Origin of the sequence: Pseudomonas meliae (genome assembly GCF_001400515.1) — a bacterium.
GTDB lineage: Bacteria > Pseudomonadota > Gammaproteobacteria > Pseudomonadales > Pseudomonadaceae > Aquipseudomonas > Aquipseudomonas amygdali.
On the sequence record NZ_LJQT01000460.1, the window covers coordinates 1 to 12,670 of the forward strand.

A 12,670-nucleotide genomic window follows, 5' to 3' on the forward strand; every position below is an offset into this window, starting at 1 on the left:
TTGTCTACACCCTCTTAAGCATCAGGCGCTAAAAGTCCCCGTCACAGAGTGAATAATGTTAACGGTTTACACAGTTCACTATTTCTAAAGTATTAACTCTAGTTGTAGGGGGTTGAGATCTGTGTTCAGTCGGGACTGCAGGACTAAGCCGCTGACACGGTAGCGGCCACAGATAACTTATCCAGAAAACCTGCTACGCAGCCCATGCACGCCATTCTTTCTTCCACATGGGGCATGTGGCTGGACTCTCTGAACACCGACCAGCGAACGTCAGGGATGTTCTCCACGTAGGGTTTCACCACGAGTGGGGTGGCTTCGTCGTAAAACCCCGAAATCACCAATGTCGGGACCTTGATGTGTTCCAGCCTGTCGACAATGGTCCAGTTTTTCAGGGTGCCGATAACGTGAAACTCGGTAGGGCCATTCATGGCGTGATACACGGTCGGGTCCGCGTCGATCTGGTCAAAGGTGCGTTTCACCTCGTCCGGCCAGGGTGTGATGCGGCATACATGACGGTCATAAAATGCCCGCGATGATTCAAGGTACTCAGGGTCAGTCAACGTTCCTGCCTGTTCGTGCTTGAGCAACGCAGCTTGCACAGCTTCAGGCAAGTCCTCGCGCAGTCGGTTGGCCTCGCTTACCCAGGTCTGCATATCTGCCGGGGAGTTGGCGACAATCAGCGCTTTCAGCCCTTTGGGCTGGAGCACCGAATGCTCCGAAGCCAGCATGCCGCCCCACGACTGGCCCAATAACGCGTAATTGCCTTCGATGCCCAAGTGGGCAAGCAGGTTGTTCAGCTCTCTCAGGAACAGATCGACTGTCCAGAATTCGCGACTCTCATAGGGCAGGCGAGTCGACTTTCCGTTACCCAACTGGTCGTAATGGATCACCGCCTGACTGGTACTGGCGAGGTCCTTGAACGAGTCCACGTAATCATGGGTACAGCCGGGGCCGCCGTGCAGAATGACCAACGGTGTACGCGGGCCTTGCAAGTTGCCGGTGACGCGATACCAAGTCTGATAGTCGCCGAACGGCGCAAAACCTTCCTTGATCGTCATGTCTGCCATGTCGCCTGTCCCTGCTGGATAGTTCGGGGCACCATAGCGCTGCGCGTGGCATCTTAAAACTATAGAAAATGATAGGTTTTGGCTGATGAACCGGTCATTGGTCGAGTAAACGGTAGTGAACGGCACGCACGACTGCCTGCACACGGTTTTTGGCACCCAGTTTCTGCATGGCCGAATTCAGATGCAGCGTCACCGTGGCGACCGAACGGTTGAGCTGATCGGCGATTTCCCTGGCCGTCAGCCCTTCGGCAGACCAGCTCAGGCATTCACGCTCACGGCGGGTGAGCTTGATCGCATTACAGGAGCGCATCTTCTGGTCAAACAGCGGGTAGGCGACTTCCTGAAAGGCCTGAGCCAGCAGACCGAACTCGGCCAGGCTCTGCCGGGCATCTTCCAGTGCAGCGTCGCTGCTGTCGGAACACAGGCCTGTCAGGGTGGCAAAACCGCCCTTGGGCATGTGGATAGGCACTGTCACGCCACACGTCATGTGTGAGTCATGCAGATAGCGCACCACCGGCTTGTGCATGTCGGTGATAAAGGTTTGCAGCACCGTTTCAGCCTTGGGCTGGTATGACCATACAAAAGGCGAAACGCTGGCCACGGCCAGGTGTTGCACCGGGTCGATCTGGTAGTACCCCTGGCTGCACCAGAGTGCGTGCCAATCTGCCGGGGTGTTGCGCAATGAAAGCAACGAAGGTGTGATCAGTGCTCCATCATGGGACACAGGCACCGGGCTGTAATCGTAAATCACTGCATCGAATCCTAGATCCGAGGCCAGTAACAGTGCGCAATCCATTTGCTGATCCACTGTAGATGCCGATTGCAGACGCGAATTGAAATCCGACAACCTGATATGCATGGCTTGACCTCCTTTGTCATAGAGCCGGTGTAGGGGGCTTAATATAGCAATTAGCAAGGACAGTGCCACGCCTGCGTCCAACCGGCTGTCAGTCGTGTAAAACCTATAAGAATTGCTAGCTGTTTGCCATGGCGCTGCGCGATAGGGTTGAGGCCATGAGCGACGTCCGCAAAGGTGAGGTGCGATGGGGTATGCGAGCAAGGCGGATGAGCGCAAAACAATCAAAGTCGACGGATGGTCAATGTTCGACTACAACTTCGCTCTGCCCTTTTGCGTGAAAGGGGTGGCGGCGTACTTTCCGGTCCTGCTGAATTCTCTGTCACAGCATCGGGGCGTCTGATGAATCTGGGTCGTTATCGTTTTATTCTCCAGCGTCCGTTGCAGTTGCTGCCGGTGCTGTTCGGCATCAGTCTGGTGACCTTCATTCTGGTGCGCTCGATCCCCGGTGACCCGGCGCGCATTCTGCTGGGCGCACGTTCCACACCGCAGGCACTGGCCAACATCCGCGCCCAATACGGGCTGGATGAACCCTTGTGGACGCAGTATGTGTACTTCATGAAAAACCTCTTGCAGGGCGATATGGGTAAATCGCTGCTGTACAAGATCGATGTGCTCAAACTGATCGTTACCCGGCTGGAGCCTACCGTATTTCTGGTGTGTGGCAGCGTCCTGCTGGCTCTGCTGATCGCCGTGCCTTTGGCCACGGTCGCTGCACGCAACAAGGGCAGTTGGGGCGATAACCTGATTCGTGTCTTCACCACCACGGGGTTGGGCATGCCGGCATTCTGGCTGGGCATCATGCTGATTCTGCTGTTCAGTGTGCAGCTTGGCTGGTTTCCGGTGTCAGGTTACGGCAGTGACTGGCTGGACAAGGCCCACCACATGGTGCTGCCATGCCTGACCATTGCCCTGGCTCTGTCCGCAGTGCTGATTCGCAACCTGCGCGCCAGCATGCTCATGGAACTGCTGGCTGATCATGTCACTGCGGCGCGGGCACGTGGCGTCAGTGAGGGCGCAGTGTTTCGCCGTCACGTATTGCCCAACTCGCTGGTGCCGTCAATCAACCTGCTGGCAGTGAACATCGGCTGGCTGATCAGCGGCACTGTCGTTATCGAAAGCCTGTTTGCCATCCCCGGCATCGGCCAGCTGCTGGTGCGCGGCATCTTCAGTCGCGATTACATGGTGGTGCAGGGGGTAGCCATGGTGCTCGCCTGTGCCACGGTAATCGTCAACTTTCTCGCTGATGTGGCCACTGTCGCGATAGACCCGCGGGTGAACATCAAATGACCATCGCCCACGCCCCTCTGCGCCCACACTGGCGTTCGCGGCTTCGCCTGCGCTTGCGCAACGGCCGACTGGCGATGCTGCTGGGTGCCTCATTGCTTGGCGTGTGGCTGCTGCTGGCACTCTTCGCGCCGTGGCTGGCACCCTATGACCCGATTTACCAGAACACCGAACTGCGCATGCTCGCGCCGCACCTCGCGCATCCGTTCGGCACCGACAATTTTGGTCGCGACATTCTGTCCAGAGTCATCTGGGCGGCACGCATCGACCTGCAGATCTGTGTGCTCGGGGTGGTTTTCCCGTTCATCATCGGCACGTTTGTAGGCGCATTGTCGGGCTATATAGGCGGTCGCTTCGACAACCTGTGCATGCGCGTGATCGATATCGTTCTGGCCTTTCCGTTTCTGGTGCTGATGCTGGCGATCATTGCGATTCTCGGCCCTGGCCTGAGCAGTTTCTACATCGCCATGGCCCTGGTGGGCTGGGTGTCTTACGCGCGGCTGATCCGTTCACAGATTCTGGTCCTCAAGGAAAGCGATTTCGCCCTGGCGGCCAAGAGCCTGGGGTTTGGTCACCTGCGTATTCTGTTTCGCCATCTGCTGCCCAATGCGATGTTCGGCTCGATTGTGTTTTCCATGTCCGATGCGGTGCTGGTGTTGCTCAGTGGCGCTTCGGTCAGCTACCTGGGCCTGGGCGTGCAACCGCCGTTGGCCGAGTGGGGCACGATGGTCGCCGAGGGGCAGGCGTTTCTGACGTCTGCGTGGTGGATCTGCACCTTTCCGGGGCTGGCCATCGTGACGCTGGCCATGGGTTTCAGCCTGCTGGCGGACGGCGTTGCCGAAACCCTCGGAGAGCGGCAATGAGTACGCCGGTGCTGAAAGTCAGCGAGATGAGCGTGATTGCGAACAGTCGGGGGCGCGAGGTAACGCTGGTCGACCGGTTGTCGTTCGATCTGCAGCAGGGCGAGATTCTCGGGCTGGTCGGCGAAAGTGGCTCTGGCAAGACCATGGCTTGCCGGGCATTGATGCAACTGATGCCATCGCCGGACCTGCACGTGCGCGGTGGTTCGGTGCTGCTCAATGATGTCGACCTGCTGAAACTCGATGCAGCCGGCATGCGTGCCATGCGCGGGCGGCGGATCGGCATGATCTTCCAGAACCCCAGCAGTCATCTGGACCCGCTGATGCGTATCGGCGAGCAGATTGCCGAAGGCTTTCGTCTGCACCAAGGGGCTTCGAAACGTGAGGCTCGGGCGCTGGCGATTGATCTGCTGCGTCAGGTCGGCATTCCCGACCTGGCTTCGCGTGTGGATAACTTTCCCCATGAGTTTTCCGGCGGCATGCGCCAGCGCGCCATGATTGCCGTGGCGCTGGGCTGCGGGCCGCAGGTGCTGATCGCTGACGAACCGACCACCGCGCTGGACGTGACGGTGCAGGCGCAAATCCTGCGGCTGTTACTGGACCTGCGTGACCGTCACGGGCTGTCGTTGATCATGATTACCCACGACCTGGGCGTTGTAGCGCAAACCTGCGACTCCATCGCGGTGATGTACGCCGGTAGCTTGTGTGAACACGGCAGCAAGCGCGACGTGCTGGCCCGCGCCCGTCATCCTTACACCCGCGGCCTGATCGACTGCCAGCCTGCCAGCAGCGCGGGCAGTGGCCTGCTGCGCACCATTCCCGGACAGCCGCCATTGCTCGATGCGCTGCCCGCTGGCTGCCGTTTTCATGCGCGCTGCGGTCATGCGGGCGCAGGCTGCGTCGAGACGCTCCCCCTGATGCGGTCGATGGGGGTTGCCCATGAAGCGGCCTGTCACTATCCGCTGGCAGATTCCCGAGGGGCCGTATCATGAGCGGCTACAGGCTGTTGAACGTCAACGATCTGGTGGTGCGCTTCCCGGCCCCCGGATCAGGCTTCATGGGTCTCAATAAGCGTTGGGTGCATGCCGTCAACGGTGTGTCGCTGAGCATTTGTGAGGGTGAAACGCTGGGGCTGGTGGGTGAGTCTGGCAGCGGCAAGAGCACGCTGGGGCGCGCCATTCTGCGTCTGAACGACATTACTTCCGGGCAGATCGTCTTCGATGACGTCGACATGGCCCAGGTTAGCGGTATCAGTCTGCAGCGTTTGCGCAGTGAAACAGTAATGATCTTTCAGGACCCGTCTTCCTCGCTCAACCCGCGCATGACCGTCGGTGCCACATTGGCCGAGGTGCTGAAAGTGCAACGCAAGGTCAGCGCATCCGAGATTCCGGCGCGGGTCATCGAGTTGCTCGACATGGTCGGTCTGCGCCCCGAATTTGCCGAACGCAAACCGGGTGCCTTGAGCGGCGGGCAATGTCAGCGTGTCGGCATTGCCCGCGCACTGGCCATCGAGCCGCGGCTGATCATCGCCGACGAGTGTGTGGCGGCGCTGGACGCGTCGATTCAGGGGCAGATCATCAACCTGCTGCTGGAACTACGCCAGCGCATGAACCTGGCAATTCTGTTCATTGCCCACGATCTTGCCATCGTGCGCCGCCTGTGTGACCGGGTGGCGGTGATGTACCTGGGCAAAATCGTCGAGGAGGGCCCGGTCGAAGAGGTCTTTCTCAAGCCGCGTCATCCCTATACCGCGGCGCTGATCCAGGCTATTCCGGAGATTGATCCGGATCGTCCGCTGCCCGGTGAACCCTTGCAGGGCGAGCCACCCAGCCCCCTGAGTTTGCCCGCTGGCTGCGCCTTTCATCCGCGTTGCCGGTTCGCCAGACCGACCTGTTCCAGCGTCGCGCCACCCACCCGGCATGTCGGCGAGCAGCGCTACGACTGTGTACTTGATGCACCCGTTTTTTGATCCAGACCTACAACAAACATCTGTCCCGACACCGGCAAGGAGTTCATTTGTATGAAAGCTCGACCAATGAAAATGCTGACCGTCGCCATGCTGGCGGCCTGTTCCCTGGCAGCGGGAGTGGCGGAAGCCGCGGGCGTGCTGACCATCGGCCGTCGTGAGGACGGCACCACCTTCGACCCGATCAAAAGCGCGCAAAACATCGACAACTGGGTATTTTCCAACGTCTACGATGTGCTGATCCGGGTTGACGACAAGGGCACAAAGCTGGTGCCAGGACTGGCCGAAAGCTGGTCGATTTCGCCCGACGGGCTGACCTATACACTCAAGATACGCCCGGCCAAATTCTCTGATGGCTCGGAGCTGACCGCCAGCGACGCTGTATTCAGCCTGCTGCGAATTCGCGACGACAAGGGCTCGCTGTGGAGCGATTCCTACAAGATTATCGACAAAGCCGTCGCAACAGATCCGCGTACGCTGGTCATCACCCTGAAGAATCCATCGGCCTCGTTCCTCTCGCAACTGACGCTGCCCAACGTGTCGATTCTCTCCGAGAAGGCCATGAAGACCCTGGGCGAAGAGGCTTACGCCGAAAAGCCTGTTGGTTCGGGAGCCTTCACAGTGAAAGAATGGCGGCGCGGTGATCGGGTGATCCTGGCGAAGAACCCCGACTTCTGGGAAGCGCCGAGCGTCAGCCTGGATGGTGTCGAGTGGATCTCGGTGCCGGATGACAACACCCGTATGCTGATGGTCCAGAAGGGCGAACTGGATGCAGCGATCTATGTGCCGTTCTCCCGTGTTGAAAACCTGAAAAAGAACCCTGATCTGGTGGTTCACCTGGACCCGTCCACCCGTGAAGATCATTTGTTGCTCAACCATGAGCACGGCGCATTGGCCAAGCCTGAGGTACGCCAGGCACTGGACATGGCTATCGACAAGAAATCGCTGGTCGAGGCCGCTACCTTCGGGCTGGGCACCGTGGCCAATTCCTACATTCCCAAGGGCGCGCTGTATCACTACGCCGATAACCTGCAACGCCCATATGACCCGGTCAAGGCCAAACAGATGCTGGCGGATGCCGGTGCGTCAGACCTGAAGCTCAACTATGTGGTCAATGCTGGCAACGAAGTCGACGAGCAAATTGCGGTCATGCTGCAACAGCAGCTGGCCAAGGTTGGCGTAACCACCACGCTACAGAAAGTCGACCCGAGCCAGAGCTGGGACATGCTGATTGCCGGTGACTACGACATCTCCGTGATGTATTGGACCAACGACATCCTCGACCCGGATCAGAAAACCACCTTCGTGCTTGGCCATGACACCAACAACAACTACATGACCCGTTACAAGAACGAGAAGGTCAAGGAGCTGGTTGCTGCTGCGCGGGTTGAAATGGACCCCAAAAAGCGTGAGCAGATGTACATCGACCTGCAGAAAATGGCCAAAGCCGACGTCAACTGGATCGACCTGTACTACAGCCCTTACATCAGTGTTTCACGCAAGAACATCGAGCACTTCGGCCAGAACCCGTTGGGCCGGTTCACGCTTGAAGAAACCGTCAAGAAGTGAAGCGGGCAGGGCTGTTGTCTGGCAGACAGGAGCCCTGATTCCTCAAGCCATGATGGGCATGCGCGTTAATTTGTATCCTCAGGTTTACCTGCGCTGTGGCAGGCTCTGCGAGTGGTAAGGTTGCGGCCTTTTTGCGCTGTACCCTGCGGAGCCCTGCATGCACAACCCCACCCCCCGTACCGAATCCCCGAGCGCGCTGGCGTTCATCAAGCGCTTTTTCGCCGCTGAGGCCGCTGGCGGTCTGATCCTGATGGCGGCTGCGCTTGCAGCTCTGATCGTCGCCAACTCGCCGCTGGCCGACAGCTACTTTGCAGCGCTGCATACCGTGCTCGCCGGGATGTCGGTAGCGCACTGGATCAACGATGGCCTTATGGCAATCTTCTTCATGCTGGTGGGCCTGGAGATCAAGCGCGAAATGCTGGCCGGCCAGCTGGCGTCCTGGAGCCAGCGCGCCTTGCCGGGCTTCGCGGCGCTGGGCGGCATGGTGGTTCCGGCGTTGATCTACGTGGCATTCAATTGGGGCCAGCCAGACACCATTGGCGGCTGGGCCATTCCGGCAGCGACCGACATCGCATTCGCCCTGGGCGTGCTGTCATTGCTGGGCAAGCGTGTGCCGTTGTCGCTGAAGATATTCCTTTCGGCACTGGCAATTCTCGATGACCTCGGCGCTGTGCTGATCATTGCGCTGTTCTACACCAGCGATCTGTCCATTCCCATGCTGCTGGCCGCACTTGGCTCCATCGCCGTGCTCGTCGCGCTGAACCGCTTGGGCGTTAAAAAGCTGCTGCCTTACCTGATTGTCGGCGCGCTGTTGTGGTTCTTCATGCTCCAGTCCGGTATTCACGCCACCTTGGCGGGCGTAGCGCTGGCACTGTGCATTCCGCTCGGCAAACCCGATGAAGAAGCCAGCTCGCCGTTGCTGCATCTGGAAGAAAAACTGCACTCGTGGGTCGCCTTTGCCGTCGTACCGGTCTTTGGTTTTGCCAACGCTGGCGTTTCACTGTCAGGCATCACCGCCGACAAACTACTGGGCCCGGTGCCGTTGGGCGTCGCGCTGGGGCTGCTGATCGGCAAACAGGTCGGCATCTTCGCCCTCGCTGCACTGGCCATCCGCGCCGGCCTGGCCCGCTTGCCGGACGGCAGCAACTGGGGCCAGCTTTACGGTGTTGCAGCGCTGTGCGGTATTGGCTTCACCATGAGCCTGTTCATCGGCGCACTGGCCTTCCCGGGCGCACCGGAGCTGGTGGATGAGGTCAAGGTGGGCGTACTGATCGGGTCGGTGTTATCGGCGTTGCTTGGGGTTGTGGTGTTGCGCAGGTTTGGAGCGAGGGGGTGAGCGTAAGGGACGATAATCTCAACTATCGTGCGACGCTCCGCGTCGGCATGCCGGTCTGGACGCTCTGCGTCCTCTTCGCGACGTAAACCGTCGCGAACTGCATTCCCGAAGTAATGGACGTCACAGTCAATCATATAGCCAGGAGTAGATTGAGAAATGTTGAAGCTGATCAGTCAGCGCAATTGCGCGCCTTCGCTTGAGGACCCGAAACACGATGTGTACCTATTCAGTGTCGACACATCCGGAGCCGATAAACCGTTCTGTTTTGAACAGTCAATTACCGGCGGGCATGCTGAGCGGGGTGGCTGTATATTTCTGAACCTGGCCGGGCTTGAGAACTGGCCCGGTGATTGGCGAGTTCATCTGGAGAAGTCCGGTTGCGGCTGGGTAGCGGAGTTGATGGCCGGGGCGCAAACCGATCAGCAAGCCGTGAAGTTGATTCTGGAACAAGTGACCATTACCTGATTGCAATCTGACGATTCAGAAACCGCACGGCATGTCGATAAAGAAGTGACATGCCAGGGACTCGGCAAATCTGACTTTATTTTGAGAGCCCTGTGCATGTTTCACTTATTCCGACCACGTCGTGACAGAAAAGCCCTTCAACAACTTATTGCCTCTCTCAAGGGGGCTGGCGAGCCGGTGGTAAGAGGCTGTGCTGAAGAGAACAGCGTACTTGAGTGCTGGAGTTCGCTGAGTGCCCAGCGTCGTCTCGACGAGCAACGTATCGCCGATCTTGAGCAGGAACTGGAAACCGCCCGCCACCTTCTGGGTGAAGCCTCTGCTTCGGCCGCCGCTTATGAGACCCGCTTTGATCTGGTCAACCGTGCGTCGAGCGAGGGCCTCTGGGATATGGAGGTCGTAGCAGGCGATCCGGTCAACCCGAACAATCGATTCTGGTGGTCGCAGCAACTTCGCACGCTTCTCGGTTTTAACGACGAGCGAGATTTCCCTAACGTACTGGCGAGCTGGGCAGACCGGCTTCATCCGCAGGATAAACAAGCCACGCTCGACGCATTTGCCAAGCATCTGAATGATCGCTCGGGTAACACGCCGTACCGGGTCAAGAATCGTCTGGCGATGAAGAACGGCACTTATCGCTGGTTCTATGCCCAAGGCGAAACGTTAAGAGACGCACGCGGAACGCCGCTGCGTGTCGCCGGCTCGCTTCGTGATATTCACGATGAGCTTGAACGTGATCTGGAACACGATGTGATCATTACCCGATTCGAACTGGCCCGGGAGATGCTCTCCGACGGGCTCTGGGACATGGAGGTCATTGCTGGCGACCCGGTCAATGCGAGAAACCCGTTCTGGTGGTCTCCACAGTTCAGGCGGCTTTTGGGTTTTGAAACAGTCGAAGAGTTTCCTGACGTACTGGATAGCTGGGCATCACGGCTGCACCCTGACGACAAGGAGCGCAGTCTGACGGCATTCGGTGCGCACTTGAATGACCGGACTGGCAAGACGCCGTTCGATATCGAGTACCGCCTGAAGATGAAAACCGGCGAGTACCGCTGGTTCCGTGCACGCGGCCAGACTCGTCGCAATCCCGAAGGTATTCCGCTGAGGGTGGTCGGTGCGTTGGTGGATGTGCATTTGAAGCATGAGCAGGATGCTCTTCGCGACACCGAAGCACAGCATCAGAAAAACCTGGAAGAGAACATCACTCAACTGACCCAGATAGTCGGCACTATCCAGAGCATTGCCAGCCAAACCAACCTTCTGGCGCTCAATGCCGCGATTGAAGCTGCACGTGCCGGGGAAGCTGGGCGGGGCTTTGCGGTGGTAGCTGACGAAGTGCGCAAGCTGGCGACTCGAACGACTGAAGCGACGGAGCAGGCGGCAAGCATGATGAGTCGCTGATAAAACCAGCCTTCGCTTTTTGATGGCCGTAAAAAAACGCCTCCGCAAGGGAGGCNNGCCGAGGCGTTTTTTCAACTCAGCACATCAAACACATCAAGCCAGGTCGAAGCGGTCCAGGTTCATCACCTTGGTCCATGCGGCCACGAAGTCTTTGACGAACTTCTCGTTAGCGTCCGAACTGCCGTACACCTCGGAAATCGCACGCAGTTGGGCATGTGAGCCAAATACCAGATCGACACGGGTGCCGGTCCATTTGACTGCGCCGGTTTTGCGGTCACGTGCTTCAAAGGTGTCGTTGGCACCTGAAGTCGCTCTCCACTCAACGGCCATGTCCAGCAGGTTCTTGAAGAAGTCGTTGTCAGGGTTTCAGGCTTGTCGGTGAAGACGCCGTGCTTGCTCTGTCCAACGTTAATATTCAAGACCCGCAGGCCGCCCAACAGCACAGCCATTTCCGGTGCCGTCAGGGTCAGCAGTTGCGCCTTGTCGACCAGCAGCGATTCCGCCGAGACCTTGTAGTGCGCCTTCTGATAGTTGCGGAAGCCATCGGCGATCGGCTCAAGGAAGCTGAACGACTCGACATCCGTCTGCTCCTGCGATGCATCGGCNNCGGCCTGGTGTGAACGGCACCGTGACGTGATGACCAGCGTTCTTCGCAGCCTGCTCGACACCTGCACTACCGGCCAGGACGATCAGGTCCGCAATGGAAACCTGCTTGCCACTCGACTGAGCGGCGTTGAACTCGCTCTGAATCCCCTCAAGCGTCTTCAGTACGCCCGCCAGTTGTGCAGGCTGGTTAACCGCCCAGTCCTTTTGCGGAGCAAGACGCAGACGGCCGCCATTGGCACCGCCGCGCTTGTCAGAGCCACGGAAAGTAGAAGCGGCTGCCCATGCGGTTGAAACCAGCTGCGAGACAGAAAGCCCCGAAGCCAGAATCTTGCCTTTGAGCGCGGCAACATCCTGATCATCCACCAACGCATGATCAACATTCGGAATAGGGTCTTGCCACAGCAGCTCTTCGGCCGGTGTTTCCGGGCCGAGGTAGCGCGCGAGCGGGCCCATGTCACGGTGAGTCAGCTTGAACCAGGCGCGGGCGAACGCGTCGGCCAGTTGCTCAGGGTTGTTCAGGAAGCGACGGGAGATCTGCTCGTAAGCTGGATCGAAGCGCAGCGCCAGGTCAGAGGTCAGCATGCTTGGCGCATGACGTTTGGATGGATCGTGGGCATCCGGAATCTTGCCCGCGCCTGCGCCGTTCTTCGGCGTCCACTGATGCGCGCCTGCCGGGCTCTTGGTCAGCTCCCACTCGAAGCCAAAGAGGTTTTCCAGGTACTCGTTGCTCCATTTGGTCGGAGTCGAAGTCCAGGTCACTTCCAGGCCGCTGGTGATGGTGTCGCCACCCTTGCCGCTGCCGAATTTGTTTCTCCAGCCAAGCCCCTGCTCTTCAAGACCGGCTGCTTCCGGCTCCGGACCGACGTTGTCGGCAGGGCCTGCGCCATGGGTCTTGCCGAAGGCGTGACCACCGGCGATCAGCGCTACGGTTTCTTCATCGTTCATCGCCATGCGACCGAAGGTTTCACGGATATCCTTCGCCGAAGCGACCGGGTCCGGCACGCCTTCAGGCCCTTCCGGGTTCACGTAGATCAAGCCCATCTGCACAGCGGCAAGCGGGTTTTCCAGATTGCGCTCACCGCTCGCGGTGCGGCTTTCTTCGTTGGCATGGTTCTCCGGCTCGGCGACCAGCGTGCCGTCGCCCGGCTGCTGCATTTTCTCTGTGCGCCGTAGCGTTCTTCGCCACCCAGCCAGGTGGTCTCGGAGCCCCAGTACACATCTTCTTCCGGTTCCCAGACAGAGACTGTCAGAAATTTT

Annotated in this window: 9 protein-coding genes and 3 pseudogenes; 9 read left to right on the forward strand and 3 right to left on the reverse strand. The window is 59.0% G+C overall.

Features of this window, described 5'->3' with window-relative positions; genetic code table 11:
- Positions 1-143: 143 nt before the first annotated feature.
- Together ALO64_RS21065 and ALO64_RS21070 are read right to left on the reverse strand one after the other, a co-directional pair.
- Positions 144-1,067, reverse strand: coding sequence for a proline iminopeptidase-family hydrolase (locus ALO64_RS21065; RefSeq protein ID WP_044319638.1), 924 nt, complete (start codon positions 1,065-1,067; stop codon positions 144-146).
- 94 nt (positions 1,068-1,161) lie between these two features.
- Positions 1,162-1,926, reverse strand: a complete 765-nt coding sequence (locus tag ALO64_RS21070) for a LuxR family transcriptional regulator (RefSeq protein ID WP_002555167.1) — start codon at positions 1,924-1,926, stop codon at positions 1,162-1,164.
- 339 nt (positions 1,927-2,265) lie between these two features.
- On the opposite strand from ALO64_RS21070, the gene ALO64_RS21075 reads away from it, so the two are divergent.
- The 9 genes and pseudogenes from ALO64_RS21075 to ALO64_RS26925 all read left to right on the forward strand — a co-directional run.
- Positions 2,266-3,213 (forward strand): ABC transporter permease, encoded by a 948-nt coding sequence (locus tag ALO64_RS21075; RefSeq protein WP_002555166.1) that lies wholly within the window; start codon positions 2,266-2,268, stop codon positions 3,211-3,213.
- The gene (locus ALO64_RS21080) at positions 3,210-4,073 is read left to right on the forward strand and encodes an ABC transporter permease (protein ID WP_044345103.1); all 864 of its coding nucleotides are present in this window, start codon (positions 3,210-3,212) and stop codon (positions 4,071-4,073) included. The genes ALO64_RS21075 and ALO64_RS21080 overlap by 4 nt, the downstream gene beginning before the upstream one ends.
- The gene (locus ALO64_RS21085) at positions 4,070-5,062 is read left to right on the forward strand and encodes an ABC transporter ATP-binding protein (protein WP_044345102.1); all 993 of its coding nucleotides are present in this window, start codon (positions 4,070-4,072) and stop codon (positions 5,060-5,062) included. Before ALO64_RS21080 ends, ALO64_RS21085 begins: the two co-directional genes overlap by 4 nt.
- Complete coding sequence (locus ALO64_RS21090) at positions 5,059-6,039, forward strand: ABC transporter ATP-binding protein (protein ID WP_044345101.1); 981 nt, start codon at positions 5,059-5,061, stop codon at positions 6,037-6,039. The genes ALO64_RS21085 and ALO64_RS21090 overlap by 4 nt, the downstream gene beginning before the upstream one ends.
- Positions 6,040-6,090: 51 nt before the next feature.
- Complete coding sequence (locus tag ALO64_RS21095) at positions 6,091-7,605, forward strand: ABC transporter substrate-binding protein (RefSeq protein WP_044345100.1); 1,515 nt, start codon at positions 6,091-6,093, stop codon at positions 7,603-7,605.
- 157 nt (positions 7,606-7,762) lie between these two features.
- Positions 7,763-8,941, forward strand: coding sequence for a Na+/H+ antiporter NhaA (nhaA, locus tag ALO64_RS21100; RefSeq protein ID WP_044345099.1), 1,179 nt, complete (start codon positions 7,763-7,765; stop codon positions 8,939-8,941).
- 156 nt (positions 8,942-9,097) lie between these two features.
- On the forward strand, positions 9,098-9,406 hold the full coding sequence (locus tag ALO64_RS21105; RefSeq protein WP_005733007.1) for a hypothetical protein: 309 nt from the start codon (positions 9,098-9,100) through the stop codon (positions 9,404-9,406).
- A gap of 387 nt (positions 9,407-9,793) precedes the next feature.
- A pseudogene (locus ALO64_RS26920) lies at positions 9,794-10,513 on the forward strand (PAS domain-containing protein); the annotation flags it as partial.
- Positions 10,514-10,534: 21 nt separating this feature from the next.
- Positions 10,535-10,801, forward strand: a pseudogene (locus ALO64_RS26925) (methyl-accepting chemotaxis protein); the annotation flags it as partial.
- Positions 10,802-10,900: 99 nt separating this feature from the next.
- Here ALO64_RS26925 and katG read toward each other — a convergent pair.
- Positions 10,901-12,670: pseudogene (gene katG / locus ALO64_RS21115) on the reverse strand (catalase/peroxidase HPI); the annotation flags it as partial.